The 18,770-nt window shown below is 72.3% G+C and carries 13 protein-coding genes and 1 tRNA gene; 8 read left to right on the top strand and 6 right to left on the bottom strand.

What is annotated here, in order from left to right:
* Positions 1-176 precede the first annotated feature (176 nt).
* The 3 genes from AC4BEG_RS12535 to AC4BEG_RS12525 form a co-directional block, all read right to left on the bottom strand.
* Positions 177-1,154, bottom strand: coding sequence for a ribose-phosphate diphosphokinase (locus tag AC4BEG_RS12535; RefSeq protein WP_490705970.1), 978 nt, complete (start codon positions 1,152-1,154; stop codon positions 177-179).
* Between the two features lie 71 nt (positions 1,155-1,225).
* Positions 1,226-2,683 (bottom strand): bifunctional UDP-N-acetylglucosamine diphosphorylase/glucosamine-1-phosphate N-acetyltransferase GlmU, encoded by a 1,458-nt coding sequence (glmU, locus tag AC4BEG_RS12530; protein ID WP_490705969.1) that lies wholly within the window; start codon positions 2,681-2,683, stop codon positions 1,226-1,228.
* Positions 2,684-2,800: 117 nt separating this feature from the next.
* Positions 2,801-2,872, bottom strand: a tRNA-Gln gene (locus tag AC4BEG_RS12525).
* Between the two features lie 201 nt (positions 2,873-3,073).
* On the opposite strand from AC4BEG_RS12525, the gene AC4BEG_RS12520 reads away from it, so the two are divergent.
* Entirely contained in the window at positions 3,074-4,504 is a 1,431-nt protein-coding gene (locus tag AC4BEG_RS12520) for a sensor histidine kinase (RefSeq protein WP_490705968.1), read from the top strand.
* Between the two features lie 304 nt (positions 4,505-4,808).
* Here the strand turns inward: AC4BEG_RS12520 and AC4BEG_RS12515 are convergent, their stop codons facing one another.
* Both AC4BEG_RS12515 and AC4BEG_RS12510 read right to left on the bottom strand, forming a co-directional pair.
* On the bottom strand, positions 4,809-5,309 hold the full coding sequence (locus tag AC4BEG_RS12515) for an SUKH-3 domain-containing protein (protein WP_490705967.1): 501 nt from the start codon (positions 5,307-5,309) through the stop codon (positions 4,809-4,811).
* Positions 5,306-5,827 (bottom strand): YwqJ-related putative deaminase, encoded by a 522-nt coding sequence (locus AC4BEG_RS12510; protein ID WP_490705966.1) that lies wholly within the window; start codon positions 5,825-5,827, stop codon positions 5,306-5,308. Before AC4BEG_RS12510 ends, AC4BEG_RS12515 begins: the two co-directional genes overlap by 4 nt.
* Before the next feature lie 220 nt (positions 5,828-6,047).
* Between AC4BEG_RS12510 and AC4BEG_RS12505 the strand changes: the two genes are divergently transcribed.
* From AC4BEG_RS12505 to AC4BEG_RS12495, 3 genes are all read left to right on the top strand, one after another.
* Positions 6,048-7,025: an SMI1/KNR4 family protein gene (locus AC4BEG_RS12505; RefSeq protein WP_490705965.1), complete on the top strand. Its 978-nt coding sequence runs from the start codon at positions 6,048-6,050 to the stop codon at positions 7,023-7,025.
* 5 nt (positions 7,026-7,030) lie between these two features.
* Positions 7,031-9,769 carry an SUKH-4 family immunity protein gene (locus tag AC4BEG_RS12500; protein ID WP_490705964.1) on the top strand — a complete coding sequence of 913 codons (2,739 nt, stop codon included), beginning with the start codon at positions 7,031-7,033 and terminating at the stop codon, positions 9,767-9,769.
* A 247-nt stretch (positions 9,770-10,016) separates the two neighbouring features.
* Positions 10,017-10,946 (top strand): cellulose-binding protein, encoded by a 930-nt coding sequence (locus tag AC4BEG_RS12495; protein ID WP_490705963.1) that lies wholly within the window; start codon positions 10,017-10,019, stop codon positions 10,944-10,946.
* 656 nt (positions 10,947-11,602) lie between these two features.
* On the opposite strand, the gene AC4BEG_RS12490 is transcribed toward AC4BEG_RS12495, so the two are convergent.
* The gene (locus AC4BEG_RS12490) at positions 11,603-13,195 is read right to left on the bottom strand and encodes an MFS transporter (RefSeq protein WP_490705962.1); all 1,593 of its coding nucleotides are present in this window, start codon (positions 13,193-13,195) and stop codon (positions 11,603-11,605) included.
* Between the two features lie 452 nt (positions 13,196-13,647).
* On the opposite strand from AC4BEG_RS12490, the gene AC4BEG_RS12485 reads away from it, so the two are divergent.
* From AC4BEG_RS12485 to AC4BEG_RS12470, 4 genes are all read left to right on the top strand, one after another.
* Positions 13,648-14,436 carry an ABC transporter ATP-binding protein gene (locus tag AC4BEG_RS12485; RefSeq protein ID WP_490705961.1) on the top strand — a complete coding sequence of 263 codons (789 nt, stop codon included), beginning with the start codon at positions 13,648-13,650 and terminating at the stop codon, positions 14,434-14,436.
* Complete coding sequence (locus tag AC4BEG_RS12480) at positions 14,433-17,012, top strand: ABC transporter permease (protein WP_490705960.1); 2,580 nt, start codon at positions 14,433-14,435, stop codon at positions 17,010-17,012. The genes AC4BEG_RS12485 and AC4BEG_RS12480 overlap by 4 nt, the downstream gene beginning before the upstream one ends.
* Before the next feature lie 198 nt (positions 17,013-17,210).
* The gene (locus AC4BEG_RS12475) at positions 17,211-18,197 is read left to right on the top strand and encodes an aldo/keto reductase (RefSeq protein WP_490705959.1); all 987 of its coding nucleotides are present in this window, start codon (positions 17,211-17,213) and stop codon (positions 18,195-18,197) included.
* Positions 18,198-18,323: 126 nt separating this feature from the next.
* Complete coding sequence (locus AC4BEG_RS12470; RefSeq protein WP_490705958.1) at positions 18,324-18,740, top strand: VOC family protein; 417 nt, start codon at positions 18,324-18,326, stop codon at positions 18,738-18,740.
* Positions 18,741-18,770 lie beyond the last annotated feature (30 nt).

The following is an 18,770-nucleotide window of genomic DNA, read 5'->3' as shown; positions in this document are numbered from 1 at the left end:
GTGGGCGTCACCCGGCCCACGACAGACCTGCTACGAAGAGCGCGTCGATAACGGACAGCTGTGCCGAGCACAGCCTCCCTCGCCGAGCAACCCCATGAGTCTACCAATGGCCGGATACGGCTGAGGCCACCCCGTGGCGGGGTGGCCTCAGCCGGGTCGCTCAGTACCTAAGCCCATCAGGCGTGCTCCTCGAAGAGGCTGGTCACCGAGCCGTCCTCGAAGACCTCCTGTACCGCGCGGGCGATGGTGGGCGCCATCGACAGCACGGTGACCTTGTCGAGCTCGACCTCGTTCGGGGTGGGCAGCGTGTTGGTGAAGACGAACTCGCTGACCTTCGAGTTCTTCAGCCGGTCGGCGGCCGGACCGGACAGCACACCGTGGGTGGCGGTCACGATCACGTCCTCGGCGCCGTTGGCGAACAGTGCCTCGGCCGCGGCGCAGATGGTGCCACCGGTGTCGATCATGTCGTCGACCAGGACACAGACCCGGCCGCGTACATCACCGACGACCTCGTGGACGGTGACCTGGTTGGCCACATCCGGGTCGCGCCGCTTGTGCACGATCGCCAGTGGGGCGCCCAGCCGGTCGCACCATCGGTCGGCGACCCGCACCCGGCCGGCGTCCGGGGAGACCACGGTGAGCTTGGTGCGGTCCACCTTGGCGCCCACGTAGTCGGCGAGCACCGGAAGCGCGAAGAGGTGGTCCACCGGGCCGTCGAAGAAGCCCTGGATCTGGTCGGTGTGCAGATCGACGGTGAGGATGCGGTCGGCGCCGGAGGTCTTCAGCAGATCCGCGATCAGACGGGCCGAGATGGGCTCGCGGCCGCGGTGCTTCTTGTCCTGGCGGGCATAGCCGTAGAAGGGGACGATCACCGTGATGGAACGCGCGGAAGCCCGCTTCAGCGCGTCGATCATGATGAGCTGCTCCATGATCCACTTATTGATCGGAGCGGTGTGGCTCTGGATCAGGAAGCAGTCGGCGCCCCGCGCGGACTCCTGGAAACGGACGTAGATCTCGCCGTTGGCGAAGTCGAATGCCTTGGTCGGGACCAAGCTGACGCCCAGCTCGTGGGCGACCTCCTCGGCCAGCTCGGGGTGGGCGCGGCCGGAGAAGAGCATCAGCTTCTTCTCGCCGGTCGTCTTGATCCCGGTCACAGCAAGTCTCCTTGGATGTCACTTTGGTGCGCTTCTCACGGTACGCCCCGCCCGGCATACCCGTGTACGGGTCACTGGTCGCTCTGGTGCTCCTGGTGAGCGCTCTCCGCGGCCCGCGCCGCGGCGCTTCCGGGGCGCTTGCGAGCCACCCAGCCCTCGATATTCCGCTGCTGTCCGCGGGCGACGGCCAGCGAGCCGGGGGGCACATCCTTGGTGATGACCGAGCCGGCGGCGGTGTAGGCGCCGTCCCCGATCGTGACAGGAGCCACAAGCATGTTGTCGGCTCCGGTGCGGCAGTGGCTGCCGATGGTGGTGTGGTGCTTGCTGACGCCGTCGTAGTTCACGAAGACGCTCGCGGCACCGATGTTGGTGTGGTCGCCGATGGTCGCGTCGCCCACATAGGACAGATGCGGCACCTTGCTGCCCTCGCCGATCGTGGCGTTCTTCATCTCCACGTAGGTACCGGCCTTGGCCTTGGTGCCGAGCCGGGTGCCGGGGCGCAGATACGCGTACGGCCCCACGCTGGCGCCCGCGCCGATCTCGGCGCTGTCGGCGACGGTGAACGAGGCGACAGCGCCCTCGCCCACGGTGGTGTCGGTGAGCCGGGAGTTCGGGCCGACCTCGCTGTGCGCGGCGAGATGGGTGGTGCCCAGCAGCTGGGTGCCGGGGTGGACCAGGGCGTCCGGTGCGAAGGTGACGGTCGCGTCGATCCAGGTGCTCCCCGGGTCGACCACGGTCACCCCGCTGAGCATGGCGTGCTCCAGCAGCCGGTCGTTGAGCAGCCTGCGGGCCTCGGCCAGCTGGACACGGTTGTTGATGCCCAGGATCTCCCGGTGGTCGGCGGCCACGGCGGCGCCCACCCGGTGACCGGCCTCGCGCAGGATGCCGAGCACATCGGTGAGGTACTCCTCGCCCTGGCTGTTGTCGGTGCGCACCTTGCCGAGCGCGTCGGTGAGCAGCTGGGCGTCGAAGGCGAAGACGCCGGAGTTGATCTCGCGGATCGCGCGCTGGGCGTCGGTGGCGTCCTTGTGCTCGACGATCGCGGTGACGGCGCCGCTCGCCGGGTCCCGCACGATCCGGCCGTAGCCGGTGGAGTCGGGCACCTCGGCTGTGAGTACGGTCACGGCGTTGCCGTCGGTGGCGTGCACCGAGGCGAGCCGGTCCAGTGTCGCGCCAGTCAGTAGCGGGGTGTCACCGCAGACGACGATCACGGTGCCGTCGAGGGCGACTCCGCTGCCGGACAGCTCCTCCAGGCCCATCCGGACGGCGTGGCCGGTGCCGTTCTGCTCGTGCTGGACGGCGGTGCGCACCTCCGCGTCGATCTCGGCGAGATGCGCGGTGACCTGCTCACGGGCGTGGCCGACGACGACCACCAGATGCTCGGGCGAGAGCTCGCGAGAGGCGGCGACGACATGCCCGACGAGGGATCGGCCGCAGATCGCGTGCAGGACCTTGGGGGTCGCCGACTTCATACGGGTGCCCTCACCCGCGGCGAGGACGACGACGGCTGCCGGGCGGTTGGCGCTCACGGGTGTGCCCTTCGGCTTCGGGGGTGGACACCCGCAGGATACCGAGAGGTTTCGGGGCGGAAACGTGCGCGGGTCCCGATCGGGGCGATCGGGACCCGTGGGGACGGAAGGAAAGAGCTCCCCTGCCAGGACTCGAACCCGGAACAACCGGACCAAAACCGGTAGTGTTGCCTATTACACCACAGGGGATAGAAAAGCACTCAAGTCGGACACCTGGTCAGGCGGTCGACTTGGCCCCCACCACTATGCCGTACCACCAGCCCTCGATGCGACGGTATAGATCAGCGTTGTTGCCCCGTTCCGGGGCGCGGCGCTGTCCGCCGTTCGAGTGTCCTTCACCCCGCCGTGTCCCGGGGAATTCCATTGCGGCACGGCCGTAGTCTGGTCGCTATGAGTGCTACGGGGGTAGTCGAGGCAGCGAGCGCGCGGGGTACGCCCGCCGGTCCGTGGTGGTGGTCGCGGCGGCGGAGCATGGTGCTCGATGTGGGTCTCGCCATCGCGTCGGCGGCGGAGTGCGCCGCGGAGGGTGTCGTTTTCGCCGATGACGCCCGGATTCCCGCGGTGCTCGGGGTGCTGCTCGGGATCGTCGTCGGCTCGGCGCTGGTGGTGCGGCGCCGGTGGCCGATCGCCGTCGTCCTGATAATGATCGCCGTCACCCCGGCCGAGATGGGTCTGCTGCTCGGCGTGGTCGGCCTCTACACCCTGGCCGCCTCCGAGGTGCCGCGGCGGATCACAGCGGTGCTCGCCGGGATGGCGGGCTCCGGGACGCTCATCATCACCATGATCCGTTTCCAGCAGGACATCGAGAAGGGCGTCTGGGATCCGGGGCTCTGGGTAGTGCCGCTGGTCTCGGTGACGATGGCGCTGGGGATGACCGCCCCGCCGGTGCTGCTCGGGCTGTACGTCAGGGCGCGGCGGCGGCTGGTGGAGAGTCTGCGGGAGCGGGCCGACGGGCTCGAGCGCGAGCTGTCGCTGCTCGCGGACCGCGCGGAGGAGCGGGCCGAGTGGGCCCGCAACGAGGAGCGCACCCGGATCGCCCGCGAGATGCACGATGTGGTGGCGCACCGGGTGAGCCTGATGGTGGTGCACGCGGCGGCGCTCCAGGCGGTGGCGCTGAAGGACCCGGAGAAGGCGTCGAAGAACGCGGCGCTGGTCGGCGACATGGGGCGGCAGGCACTCACCGAGCTGCGGCAGATGCTGGGGGTGCTGCGCTCCGAGGACGGGCAGCGGTCCGGCGGGGGCGCGGCCGCTCCGGCCGCCCCCGAGGAGAAGCGGGTGCCGCTGGCCGCGGTGGCGGTGGCCGCGTCGGCCGCCGCGCAGGCCGCGGGGGCGGCGGCGCGGGAGGCGGAGCCCCTGGACGGGCCGCGCCTGGCGGAGCTGGACGCGCTGGTCGGGCAGTCGCGCGCGGCGGGGATGACCGTGGAGCTCTCGGTGGAGGGCGAGGAGCGGCGCTATGCGTCGCCGGTGGAGCAGACCGCGTACCGCGTGGTGCAGGAGGCGCTCACCAACGTCCACAAGCACGCCCCGGGCGCGAGCGCCCGGGTACGGGTCGCCCATCGTGCCGAGGAGATCGCGGTTCTGGTGGAGAACGGCCCGAGCGAACGCGGCGCGGCGGACGCCGGACTGCCCAGCGGGGGCAATGGCCTGGTCGGCATGCGCGAGCGGGTCTCCACGCTGGGCGGGGGCTTTGTATCGGGCCCGACCGAGGCGGGCGGCTTCCGGGTCTCGGCGATCATCCCGGACCGCACGGGCGCCGAACAAGCGGAGTCCGCGGACGCCGCCGGGGAGTTGAAGGACGTGGAGCGCGCCAAGACCGCATAGCGCGCCCGTGCGGCGCGGTGGCGCGAGGTGCGGTGGGCCGCGGGCCGGTGGGGTGTTGTCGCGTCGTACCCGCGTATCGGCGTTGCGTTCCGCACGCCCCGGCGTGGGTATTCGGCGGCTTTCCGGAGCGGGTTCCGGTGGGCGTGCGGGACCGCGGTGCCGGGAGGCCGGCGCGGTCGTGACAGGAGGACCGTTCGTGCGGCGTACCCGCCGCCCCCCGCGTGGGTATTCCGCGGCTTCCCGAGGGCCGGAGGGTCGTTGTCGCGGCGTACCGGCAGGTCGGCGGGCTCGCCGCTCGGGCGGGCTACGCCCGGGGCAACCTCGGCGGGAGGGTGCCCGTGACCAGGGTGGCCAGCGCCGCGTCCACGCTTGCGCCCAGATACCAGTCACCGCAGTGGTCCAGGCTGTAGACCCGCCCCTCCGCGTCGATGGCCAGCAGCGCCTGTCCGTCCGCCTCTTCGCCCAGCGGACAGACCTCCGTCTCCAGCGCCCGCCCCAAGTCGCCGAGGGTACGGGCCAGATGGAGGCCCGGCAGCGGGTCGATCCGGAACGGGGTCGGGGCGATCTGCCGCCCCGCCGCGGGCGGCCGCACCTCCAGTCCGCCGAACTCCGCCCACGCCTCGACGGCCGCCGGGAAGACCGCGTGCTGGTGTCCGGCCGGGGAGGTGTGGGCGCGCAGGGAGTCGGCCCAGACCTCGGCGCGCCGGATGTCCCAGCGGCCGGGCTCCCAGCCCGCCTCGCGCAGCGCGGCGTCGACGGCGATGGGGAAGCGGGTGACGTCCCTGCGGCCGTATGCCTGTTTCACTCGGTCTCACCCACGACCCGTACGCCGAAGTGGGCCAGCAGCGCCGTGCAGGACAGACAGGGCGGGGCGTAGCTGCCGTGCTGGGGGTCGCCCGCCTCGCGGATGCGGCGGGTGGTGAGCTTGGCGTGCTTGAGGGAGCGGCGGGCCTCGCCCTGGCTGAGCGGTTTGCGGGAGGCCCGCTTGGAGCGGCTCGCCTCGAAGGCCGTCAGATGGCGGGAGAGCAGGATCACCTCGGCGCAGCGGCCGGTGAAGCGTTCGCGCCGGCCGGTGGGGAGCGCGTCGAGGAACTCCTTGACCAGGGGGTGCAGCGTGGGCGGCAGATCGCCCTTGATTCCGGTGCAGGTGAGGGTCTCGCCGCGGACGGACAGCGCGGCGGCCACCGCGGGCAGGATGCCGTCGCGCCGGTGGTGCACCGGGGGCGGCCCGGCGTCGGGGTCGACGCTGCTCCATCCCAGCCGGGGATCGCCGGCCGCGGGGGCGGCGTCGTTGCCGCTCCCGCTGTTCCGCGTGGTGTGCATGTGGTGATTCCCTCCCTGCCGCAATCCCCCCGGTTGCAGTGATCAGAGTGCCAAATGTGCCGGGAGGTGCGGTAGTCCGGGCTTGTACCGCCAGGTGGGCGGCGCGTCGGGCCCGTGGCCGTGCGCCGGGACGGGGGCGGCCGGGCGACCGACCGGCTCCGCCCATTGCGCCACCACATAGGCTGTGGGCAGTAGACAGCATCAGCAGGGGGCAACCGCCATGACGACAGGTCGGCTCGGGCAGCAAGCCGCGCCACCGAACACGGCCTACGCCGGGCAGGTCGTGCACTTTCCGGATCCGGTCCGGGCCGCTCGCCACCCCAAGGGCGTCCGAGTGGACGAAAACGGCTATCCGGACTTCTCGCCCTATGCTCGCGCGGCGGCCGAAATCGCCGAGCCCCCGGAGGGGTTCGGCGTCGACGAGCTGCGGCTGACCGACTACGTCTCGGCGAACGCGGCACAGTTCGCCGCCGGGCACGAACTGTGGAAGGACTCCACGCCGGTCGCCACCCCGCACGGCTGGACCTGGCACCACGTCGCCGGCACCCGCCGGATGGAGCTGATCCCGGTCGAGGTGAAGGCGCTGCTGCGGCACCACGGCGGACTGGCCACCGCGCCGGTCGACCAGAACAAGCGCGGCACCCGCCCCCTCCAGGAGACCCGGCCGATCCACTTCGGGCTGCCCGTGCGCGGCCTTTCGGTCACCGAGGAGCAGGTGCTGGGCGTCGAGGAGGACCTCGGCTACCGGCTGCCCGACGCGTACCGCTCCTACCTCAAGGCGGCGGGCGGCTGCGCACCGGTCGGCGCGGCGCTCGACCCGGAGCTGGGGCTGCTGATCGACCAGCCCTTCTTCACGGTGCGCGACGAGGCCGCGGTCAACGACCTCGTGTACATGAACAAGTGTCTGCGCGACCACTTCACCAAGGACTATCTGGGCGTCGGCTTCGTCCAGGGCGGGGTGATCGCGGTGAAGGTGAAGGGCGACGCGATCGGCTCGGTGTGGTTCTGCGCGTACGACGACGCGCGGGACCGCGACGGCTGGACGGTCCAGGACCGGGTGACGGAGCTCATGCTGCCGTGCGGCGATGACTTCGACGCCTTCCTGCTGCGGCTGGCGGGCAATCCGCCGGAGCTGGACACCGTGGCGAACCTGATGGTGGACGGCGGATTCGCGTACGCCGTCCCGGTGGAGGAGTGAGCGCGATGGTGACCTTCGCACAGGCGCAGGAGCGCGCGGAACTCTGGATCAACGCCGATGTGCCCGCCTATCAGCAGCGCGAGGTACGGGTCCGGGAGTTCGACCTGGGGTTCGTGGTCTGGGCCGAGGACCGGCCCGACGGTCCGGTCTCGGACGAGGCCACCGAGGGCGCGCGGATGGTCATCGCCCGCGACAGCGGTGACACCACGCTGTGGCCGGGACTGCCGGTCGGTGAGGTGATCCGCCGTTACGAGGAGACGTACGGGGCGACGGCCGATGCCGCCCCCGCGGACACCACCGGCGGGCGCCAGGACCGCATCGACCTCAACGCCACGTCCTTCCTGCTCACCCCGCCGGAGTGGTTGCAGGAGGCGGCGGACGCGATGAGTCTGCCGGACCAGCGGCTGGACATCCCCGACCAGCGGTCGGACGCCGCGCCCGCGGGCGCGGCTTCGGCCGGGTCCGGGGGCGGGGGGCGGCAGGACGCGCCGCCGGTGCCGGGCGCTCCGGCCCCGGCCGCTTCCGCTTCGTCCGCCGGATCCTCTTCGTCCAGCTCCTCCGCCGCGTCGGTGCCCTCCGGCGGTACGCCGTGGGCCGACATCAACTCCAGGGGCGACGACGGCGATCGCTCGGTCGCGCCGCCCGCGACGGTCTTCGCCCCGCCGCTGGCGGGCTCCGACGACGAGGACACCCCACCGCCGGGCGTACGGCCGGACGCCAAGACCGAGCTGCTGTCCGGCGGCAGCGCGTTGCCGCCCACGGCCATCGCCCCGCAGGTCGACCTCCCGGAGGGCGCGGGCGCGGGTCCGGCCGCCGGTCCGGCGTCCGGCGCCGCTCCCGGCGCGGCCGACATCGCGAACGAGGCCACCCGCAAGGCGACACCCGGCGGCCCGACGCCTCCGCCGCCGCCCGGCGCCCCGGGTGCGCCCGGCGCCCGGCCGGGCGCGGGCGGGCAGACCCCGCCGCCCCCGTCACCGCCGCCCGCCCCGTCCGGGCCCGGCGCCCCGGGCGCTCCGGCGGGGGGCTATGTACCGACCCAGCTGGTCTCGCAGCTCGACCCCGACGCGGGACCCGGAGGGCAGACCCCGCCGCCGGGCGGTCCGGGTGCGCCCGGTGCTCCGGGCACTCCGGGTGGCGGCCATGTGCATGCCGCGGCGACGATGCTGGCGGGTGGCCCCGGCCAGCCCGCCGCGCTCGGTGGCCCTGGTACGCCGGGTGCTCCCGGTGCTCCGGGTCAGACCCCGCCGCCCGGTGCTCCGCAGCCGCCCCAGGCGCCCGGTGCCCCGGGCACTCCCGGCGGCGGCCATGTGCATGCCGCGGCGACGATGCTGGCGGGCGGTCCCGGTCAGCCCGGCGCACCCGGTGCTCCCGGTCAGACGCCGCCGCCCGGTCCGGGCGGTCCCGGCTTCCCGGCTCCGCCCGGCGCCCCGGGCGTTCCCGGTCACGCTGCCCCATCCGGCCCGCAGCCGCCCGGCCCACCCGGGGTCCCCGGTGCGGGTGGTTCCGCGACGCCGCCGCCTCCGTTCCCCGGTGCGCCCGGCGCCCCGGGTGCGCCGGGCGCTCCCGGCGTTCCCGGTGACGGTGTGCACGCCGCCGCGACCATGCTGGCCGGTGGCCCCGGCGCCCCGGGCGCTCCCGGTGCTCCCGGCGCCCCCGGTATGGCTCCGCCGACCGGTCCTCCGGTGCCCGGGATGGCCCCGCCCCCCGGCGCCGCGGCCCCCGGAATGGCCCCGCCCGGATACGCGTATCCGCAGCCGCCGCCCGGTCAGCCGACGGTGGGCCCCGGCTATATGGCGGTCCTCCGCTACCGCGCCCAGGACGGCTCGGAGCAGCAGCTCATCCGCCGTTCCGCGCCGGGCACCCCGCATCCGGAGTGGCAGATCCTGCATGAGCTGCGGTCGATGAACGTCCCGCCGCAGCAGGTGCTGGAGCTCCACACCGAGCTGGAGTCCTGTGATCTGCCGGGCGGTTACTGCGCCCGGATGATCCGCGAGTCCTGGCCACAGGTGCGCATCAGCCACACCGCGCCGTACGGCCGTGACCACGCCACCCGCCAGCAGGGCGTCCGCCATCTGCTGGAGCACCAGGGCGAGTTGCACCAGGTCGCGGACGGCCCGGCCCGTCCGGCGCCGAACCGGGTGCCGCTGCCGCACCCCAGCCAGGTGCAGCCGGTGCCGCCGGTTCCGCCCGAGGGTCTGGCGCATGAGCTGGGTCAGGCGTTCGGGCCCGGTGTGTTCCGCTTCGACCAGCGCGCGGTCTCCCGGATGGGCGTACCGGACGTGGTCGCGCAGACGCTGGTCCGGGCGGGCCTCCCGGTGGACTTCGGACCGTTCTTCTGGGCCCAGGCCCAGCCGGGCCGCCCGGTGCCGACGCTGGCCGAGCTGGCGGCCGAGCGCGGGGTGCAGCCCGCGGCCGACGCCGGGTCGTACCTGGTCATGGGCAATGACTTCGGCCGTCAGCTGTGTGTGCAGTACGGCACCGCGCACATCGTGGCCATCCCCCTGGAGGCGGTGGCGCAGCCGGTGCCGGCGCAGTTCGTGAACACCGGTCTGCCGGAGTTCGTGCGCTGCATGGGGCTGCTGGGCCGGATGTGGCGGCTGCGCTACGGGCTGACGCCCGAGCAGGCGGGCCGCTGGACGGTCGACTTCCAGGCTCAGCTCGCCGCCCTGGACCCGGCGGCGCTGTCCGCACCGGACAACTGGTGGTCGGTGCTGCTTGAGCAGATGTGGGACGGCCTGCTCTGACGTAGTCCAGCAGGCAGCGCCGGCAGCCCGATCGAGGCGCCCGACCCCCGTGACGGGGGCGGGCGCCTCGTCGTTGTTGTCACCGGATTCCGGCGGGATACCGGGGGATTCCGCGGGCGGGCCGGAGCGGGTCCCGGTCCTCGCCACGAGGACAGCTGGGCGGAGTGTCGCGTTATGGGTGATTAGGGGCGATCCATCAAGATGTGCGCCGAAGCGCGTTGCATGCCGGACAAAAGGGGTTCCAAGGATGGGCGCATCGGTGTCACCACAGGGCTTCACCATCGTCGGACGGGGCCGCGGCTACCGTCCCGTGCAGGTCGACCGCTGTGTGGCGGAGCTGTCCCAGGCGCGTGACGCGGCGTGGGAGCGGGCGGCGCGCCTCACCGTGCTCGCCAATGAGCTGTCCGCCGACGCGGAGCGGTTGCGCGAGGCGGTCTCCCAGCTGGCCCCCCAGACGTATGAATCGCTGGGCGACCGCGCCCAGCTCATCCTGATGGCGGCCGAGGAGGAGGAGACCCATCTGCGCGCGCAGGCCGAGGCGTGGGCGCAGGAGCAGTGGGAGATCGCGCAGGCCGACGCCCGCAGGGTGCGGGACGAGGCGCGCGACGAGGCCGAGCGGGTGCGCGAGGCCGCCGAGGCGTCGGCGCGCAGCGCCCTGGAGGCGGCCCAGGCCGAGGTCGAGGAGGTACGGGCGGTCTCGCGCCAGGACGTCAAGGAGTGGCGGGGCGAGGCGCTGTCCGCGCTCAAGGACATGCGGCAGCGCACCGCCGCGGTCCTGGTCGGGCAGGAGCGGGAGCACGGCGACCGGTGGGAGGCGGCGAGCCGCGAACTGGCCGAGCGGGACAGCGCGATGACCGCCCGGCTGGCCCAGCTGGAGGAGTTCACACAAGCCCGGCTGACCGACGCCAAGCGGGAGTACGCGATGGCCGAGCAGGCCGCGCGGCTGCGCCAGGAGGACGCGCAGGCGCAGGCGGCGGAGATCGTCGCCCAGGCACGGGCCCGCGAGGAGCGCCTCGCCCGGGAGACCGAGCGGACGCTGCGCGAGCACATGGACCGGCGCGAGGAGCTGAAGGCCCACCTGGAGCATGTGCGAGGCAGCCTGGCGGCCCTGACGGGCAAGCCGGTGTCCGACGACCCCGGCCCCAACTCCCACCCGGAGCTGAGCCCCGAGTCCTGAGCGACCTGGCCTCCGGCCCGGAACGCCGGGGACGCGCGGCGGGTACGGCGATGCGGCCGTACCCGCCGCGCGGTGCGCCGGGCCCTGCCGGGGGCGTGGCGGGGCGGCGGCGGTTGTCGCGGCGGCGTTCCGTACCCGCCGCGCGGTGCGCCGGGCCCTGCCGGGGGCGTGGCGGGGCGGCGGCGGTTGTCGCGGCGGCGTTCCGCATGCTGTCCGTCGGGTGGCGGTTGGCGGGGGGTTCGGGCCGTATGGCCTGCGAGTGCGGCTGGTCCCGGGGTGCCGTGTTCGGCGCTCACGGGTATGCGGGGCGTACGGCCGGTTGGCGGGGTCACCGGGGCTGGCCGTCCCGGGCAGTACGGCTGTCGTCGGGCGGGGGCGTTGAGCGATGACCTCCCGGGGAGGGGGCGTACCGACCGCCGTTGGTTCCGGTGCGACGACAGCCCGCTCGCCGTCCGGCAGGGGCGGGGGTGCTGCTCTTCGGTGCGGAGGCCGGGTTCAGCGACCGGCGGCGCCGAAACCCGCGGTGGGTGATGCCCGCCCGCCGGGCTTGACCGGCCCGGGGGCGGTACGGCCGCCCCGAGCGGGGGCGTTCAGCGGCCTCCCGGACGGGTCGCACCACCCACCACGCGGGTCGACGCCCGCCCGCTGCCCGCCGCTCACGGCTCTCGCTCCGTGGCCTCCTCCTCCGGGGGGACCGGAAAGGTGCGCGGGGCGAGGAAGGTGAGGACCAGCAGGGCCACGAGTGCCGCGGCGGCGGCGCCCAGGTAGACGTGGTCGACGGCGGTGTCCACCGCCCGGCGCAGATAGTCCGCGGCCCGGTCGCTGAGGGCCGCCGGGTGGTCCAGGGCGTGGGAGACCCCGTCGAGGTCGTCGGGGAGCCCGGTCCGGATGGCGGTCGGGGCCTCGGTCAGCCGTGCGGCCAGCGTCGCGTTGGCGACGGCGCCGAAGAGCGCGGCGCCCACGCTCTGGCCGACCTGGCGGCAGAAGAGGATCGAGGCGGTCGCGGTGCCGCGCTCGGACCAGCCGACGGACGACTGCACCCCGATGATCAGCGGCAGTTGGAACAGCCCGAGGGCCGCCCCCAGCGCCAGCGTGATCAGCGCCGGTTGCCAGGCGGCCCCGGGGTAGGGGAGTAACGGGAAGACGGCCAGGACCAGCGCGGCGGCCCCGATCCCGGTCATCGCACAGCGCCGGAAGCCGATGCGGTTGTAGACGCGGTTGCTGCACGCGGCCGAGATCGGCCAGCTCAGCGTCATCACGGAGAGGACAAACCCGGCCGCGATCGGACCGAGCCCCAGCACCGACTGGGCGTAGGTGGGCAGAAAGACCGTCGGGGCGATCATCAGCAGTCCGAGCGCGCCGAACGCCAGATTGACCGCCGAGATCGTCCGGCGCCGCCAGACCCAGCCCGGGATGATCGGTTCGGCGGCCCGCCGTTCGATGACCACGGTCGCCACCCCGCACACCGCACTGCCCGCCAGCAGCGCCAGCGAGGGCGCCGACAGCCAGTCCCAGGCCACCCCGCCCTGGACCAGCGCGGTCAGCAGCAGTCCGCCGGAGGCGAAGACGGCCAGGGCACCCGCCCAGTCGATCCGCGGCCGGTGCCCGGCGGACCGCTCCGGCTCGTGCAGATGACGGGCGATCAGTGTCCAGGCCAGCGCCCCGACCGGCAGGTTGATCAGGAAGATCCAGCGCCAGTCGGCGTATCCGGCGAGCACTCCGCCGATCGCCGGGCCCGCCACCGCGGACACCGCCCATACCGAGGAGAGCCGGGCCTGGATCTTCGGGCGTTCCTTGAGCGGATAGAGATCGGCGGCGATCACCTGGATGGTGCCCTGGAGCGCGCCGCCGCCCAGCCCCTGGACGATCCGGAAGGCGATGAGGGAGGCCATGTTCCAGGCCCCGGCGCACAGCAGCGAGCCGGAGACGAAGATGACGATGCCGGTGAGGAGTACCGGTTTGCGGCCGAAGGTGTCGGAGAGCTTGCCGTAGACCGGGAGGGTGACGGTCACGGCGAGCAGATAGCCGGAGAACAGCCAGGAGAAGACGGAGAAGCCGCCGAGGTCACCGACGATCTGCGGAACGGCGGTGGAGATGACGGTCGAGTCCAGGGCGGCCAGCGCCATACCGAGCATCAGGGCGGCGACGACCGGGCGGCGCTCACGGGCGCTCGGTGGTGTCGCCGAGGCCGCCCCGGAGGCCGGAGGAGTGGGTTCCGCGTCCGTTGGCCGTGGTGCGGTGCCGCCCACCGTGGCGCACTCCTTCCGCCGGACCGCGCCCGGCCGCCCTCCGGGGTCCGGCCGCCTCCGGCGTCCGGCTGACGTCCGGAATTCTTGTACGACCCACCCTTCCATGCCGGGCCGGACCGGGGGAAGGTTGCATACGGGCTGTTGCACCCCCGGAATTGAGCCTCACCCAGGGTCAGGGTGCAGGATCGACCCGGAGACCGGCTCCCCCTCAGGGCTGAGACCCCTAGGGGATGTCCACCCGTACCTCCTACCCGTGGCTCGTTCCGGCGGAGGAGGAGGCGGGCTCATCCGCTCTTTAGTGTTGCTACGGGCAGCGCGACCACGGGGGTGGGGCTGTCCCCACCGCGAACACGGAGCCAGGCACCATCGCGGCGGTTCCCCGGGCTCGGCAGGCTGGATGCCGTGAGCGATCAGGGAACCGGGATCGCCAACACATATCGAGGAGAGTCACCGTGACAACGGCTGTATCGATTCCCAAGACCGGGGGCAGCGGGGGACATACGGCCGTCGCCGCCCGTGCACGACAGGTGGTCAAGGCGTACGGCTCGGGGGAGACCCGGGTGGTCGCGCTGGACCATGTGGACGTGGACATCGCCCGCGGCCAGTTCACCGCGATCATGGGCCCCTCCGGCTCCGGCAAGTCCACGCTGATGCACTGCCTGGCCGGTCTTGACACCGTCTCCTCGGGCCAGATCTTCATCGACGAGACCGAGATCACCGGGCTCAAGGACAAGAAGCTCACCAAGCTGCGCCGGGACCGCATCGGCTTCATCTTCCAGGCGTTCAACCTGTTGCCGACGCTGAACGCGATAGAGAACATCACGCTGCCGATGGACATCGCGGGCCGTAAGCCGGACCGTGCCTGGCTGGACCGGGTGGTGGAGACCGTCGGCCTCGCCGGGCGGCTCAAGCACCGGCCGAACCAGCTCTCCGGCGGTCAGCAGCAGCGCGTCGCCGTGGCCCGTGCCCTGGCCGCCCGGCCCGAGATCATCTTCGGTGACGAGCCGACCGGAAACCTGGACTCGCGGGCCGGCGCCGAGGTCCTGGGCTTCCTGCGGCGCTCGGTGGACGAACTGGGCCAGACCATCGTGATGGTCACCCACGACCCGGTCGCCGCCTCCTACGCCAACCGCGTGCTGTACCTGGCCGACGGCCGGATCGTGGACGAGATGCACAACCCGACCGCCGAACTGGTCCTGGAGCGCATGAAGAGCTTCGACGCGCGCGGGCGGGTGTCATGACCGTCCTCAAGACCTCGATGCGCAACTTTGTCGCGCACAAGGGACGGATGGCGCTCTCCGCCATCGCCGTCCTGCTGTCGGTGGCCTTCGTCTCCGGCACCCTGGTCTTCACCGACACCACCAACGCCACGTTCGACAAGCTCTTCGCGGCCACCTCCTCCGATATCACGGTCAGCCCGAAGAACGCCAACAACGGCGACGATTCGCAGACCAGCACCCGGATCGAGACGCTGCCCGCCGCCGAGAAGAAGCGGCTCGAGGGCGTCAAGGGCGTCAAGTCGGTGGCCGGAGACGCGACCAGCCAGAAGATCACCGTCGTCGACAAGAAGAACAAGGACATCGGTCCCAGCTCCGGTGCCCCCACCATCGGCACCAACTGGGACCCGACCGAGCACCGCTCGGTGAAGCTCACCTCCGGCCGCGCGCCGCGCGGTCCCACCGAGGTGATGCTCGACGCCGACACCGCCAAGTCCAAGAAGGTGAAGATCGGTGACGAGCTGCGGGTGATCGCCATCCCCGGCGAGTTCCGCGCCAAGGTCGTCGGTCTGGTCACCTTCCAGGTGACCAACCCCGGTTCCACCGTCCTCTATATGGACAACCCCTCGTCCCAGCGGCTGCTGCTCGGCCGCGCCGAGGCGTTCACCAGCTTCGCGCTCACCGCCCAGCCGGGCATCAGCAACGACCAGCTGAAGAAGAACGTGCTGGCCGAGCTCGGCACCGGATTCAAGGTGCAGACGAAGGCCGAGGCCAGTGCGGAGGCCGAGGACGACATCGGCTCCTTCCTCGACATCATGAAGTACGCGATGCTCGGCTTCGCCGGTATCGCCGTCCTGGTCGGCATCTTCCTGATCGTCAACACCTTCTCCATGCTGGTCACCCAGCGCACCCGGGAGATCGGGCTGATGCGGGCCATCGGGTCCAGCCGTAAGCAGATCAACCGCTCGGTGCTGATCGAGGCGCTGCTGCTGGGCATCATCGGCTCGGTCCTCGGGGTGCTCGCCGGTGTCGGGCTCGCGGTCGGGCTGATGAAGATCATGGGCAGCGCCGGTCTGCATCTGAGCACCGACCAGCTGACGGTGAAGCCCGCCACGCCCATCGTCGGTCTCAGCGTGGGCATCGTCGTCACCGTCATCGCCGCGTACATCCCGGCCCGCCGGGCGTCGAAGATCTCCCCGATGGCGGCGCTGCGCGACGCCGGTACCCCGGCGGACGCCAAGGCCGGGCGGATCCGCGCCGTGATCGGCACCGTGCTCACCGCGGCCGGGGCCATCGCCCTGTTCGCCGCGGGCAGCGCGGACAAGGCGACCGACGGCTCGATGTTCCTGGGCCTGGGTGTGCTGCTGACCCTCGTCGGCTTCATCGTGATCGGCCCGCTGCTGGCCGGTCTGGTGATCCGGGTGCTCGCCGCCGTGATCCTGCGGATCTTCGGCCCGGTCGGCCGGCTGGCCGAGCGCAACGCGCTGCGCAACCCGCGCCGCACCGGCGCCACCGGCGCGGCCCTGATGATCGGTCTGGCCCTGGTCGCCTGTCTGTCGGTGGTCGGCTCCTCGATGGTCGCCTCGGCCAGCGACGAGCTGGACAAGTCGGTCGGCGCGGACTTCATCGTCCAGCCCAAGGGCCCCGGCAAGGCGATCACCCCGGGGATGGAGAAGGCGATGGAGAAGGCCAAGGGCCTGGACCACATCAGCCATCTGAAGGTGATCGGCAACGCCCGGCTGACGCTGCCGGACGGCAAGACGGTCGGCAAGGATCTGTCCGCCGCCACCCCGACCTACGCGGAGGATCTGCGGAGCCCGGTAGTGGAAGGCTCGCTCGGCGACGCCTACGGCGAGAACGCCATGTCGCTGCCCGAGGGCTTCGCCAAGGACCACAAGGTGAAGAAGGGCGACACGGTGACCGTCGCCTTCGACCACGGCCGGAAGGCCAAGCTCACCGTGGCCGCGATCACTTCGGACGACACCTCCCTGGACAAGGGGGCGATGTACCTCAGCATCGCGACCGTCCAGCGCTATGTCCCGGCCGACCGGATCCCGACGGACACGATGGTCCTCGGAACGGCCAAGGACGGCCAGGAGGACCAGGCGTACGCCTCGCTCAAGAAGCAGCTGGCGGAGTACCCGAGCATCCAGGTCCGCGACCAGACCGACTACAAGAAGATGATGGAGGACCAGATCGGCCAGCTGCTCAACCTGGTCTACGGTCTGCTCGCCCTGGCGATCATCGTCGCCATCCTCGGTGTGGTGAACACCCTGGCCCTGTCGGTCGTCGAACGGACCCGTGAGATCGGCCTGATGCGCGCCATCGGCCTCTCCCGCCGCCAGATGCGCCGCATGATCCGTCTGGAGTCCGTGGTCATCGCGCTCTTCGGCGCCCTGCTGGGCCTCGGGCTCGGGATGGGCTGGGGCGCGACCGCGCAGAAGCTGCTGGCGCTCGAGGGTCTGAAGACCCTGGAGATCCCGTGGCCGACCATCCTCACGGTCTTCATCGGCTCCGCCGTGGTGGGCCTGGTGGCGGCGCTGATCCCGGCCTTCCGCGCGGCCCGGATGAACGTCCTGAACGCCATCGCCACGGAGTAGGAAGCGACGGAAGGTCGGCCAGGACCCGCCTCTCGTACTTACGGGGCGAGGGGCAACGGCGACCCGGCCCGGTGTGCTCTCGGGGGTGCACACCGTGCCGGGTCGCGGCCGTTTTCCCGGTCTTTGACTTCGAGTGCGCTCCAGCTCCTAGCGTGATCGACACGACCGCGAGAAGCATCGCTTCCAGGAGGTACACCCATGACCCCGCTTCCCACCCGCAACCTCGGCTCGCTGAACGTCTCCGCGCAGGGGCTCGGCTGCATGGGGATGAGCCACGCCTACGGCGACTCCGACGACCAGCAGTCGATCGCGACCATCCACCGTGCCCTCGATCTCGGCGTCACCCTTCTGGACACCTCCGACTTCTACGGCGCGGGGCACAACGAGGAGTTGATCGGCCGGGCCCTGACCGGCCGCCGGGACCAGGCGGTGATCGCCACCAAGTTCGGCTTCGCCAACCGGCTGGGCGAGCAGGCCCGGATCCGGGGCGACGCGGCGTACGTACGGCAGGCGTGCGACGCCTCGCTGCGCCGCCTCGGTGTCGACCACATCGACCTCTACTACCAACACCGCGTCGACCCCGACGTGCCCATCGAGGAGACCGTCGGCGCGATGGCCGAGCTGGTCCGGGCGGGCAAGGTGCGCTTCCTCGGGCTCTCCGAGGCGAGCGCGGACACCATCCGCCGCGCCCACGCCGTCCACCCCGTCTCCGCGCTCCAGAGCGAGTGGTCGCTGTGGACCCGGGACCTGGAGGCGGAGATCGCCCCGGTCTGCCGTGAACTGGGCATCGGCCTGGTGCCGTTCTCGCCGCTCGGACGCGGTTTCCTGACCGGCCGGATCACCTCGCTGGACGGGCTGGAGGAGAAGGACCTGCGCCGCAGCCAGCCCCGGTTCGCCGACGGCAACCTGGACCGGAACCTGGCCATCGTGGAGCGGCTGCGCGCACTGGCCGCCGACAAGGGCGTCACCGCCGGTCAGCTCGCCCTGGCCTGGGTGCAGCACCGGGGCGACGATGTGGTGCCGATCCCGGGCACCCGCCGGGAGCGCTATCTGCGGGAGAACCTGGGGGCGCTGGACATCGAGCTGTCCGCCGAGGAGCTCGCCGCGATCGACGCCGCCGCACCGGCCCAGGAGATCGCCGGCAACCGCTACGACGACAACGCCGCGCGCCTCGTCGACGGCTGAGACGGCTGAGCCCCAGGGGGTCCGGACCGGCAGGGGAAACCGGCCGGAAAATCCGTCGGTGCGAGCGATGAGTTTTCCGGTGCCCCGCGGTCTTAAGGGAAAAGCCGCACACCAGGGAGGTTCCCCATGACCGAGACCACGAAGGGCACCCGGCTCAGCGAGCTGGGCCGGGTGGCCGTCACCGTCACCGACCAGGACCGGGCGCTGGACTTCTACGTCGGCACGCTCGGCTTCGACAAGCGTGCCGACATCCCGTTCGGCGAGGGCAACCGCTGGATCGAGGTCGGGCCGTCGGGCGGCGGGGCCGGGATCGCGCTGGTGCTCCCGCGGAACTGCGAGGACGCCGGTGGTTCCGGCTCCGGGCCCAGCACCGAGACCGGCATCATCCTCACCTCCGAGGACATCGACGCCGACCACGCCACGCTGCGGAAGGCCGGAGTGGACACCGACCCGGAGGTCATGCGCTGGGGCGCCCCCGTGCCGCCCATGTTCTCGTTCCGCGACCCCGACGGGAACGCGATCATGGTCGTCAGCGAGGAGTGAGCGCCGGGGAACCGTCCTGACCCGCGCGCG

This window comes from Streptomyces sp. JLBJ103 (assembly GCF_058215575.1).
The sequence above is the reverse complement of the archived record's forward strand: the minus strand, read 5'-3'. Positions and strand labels throughout refer to the sequence as shown.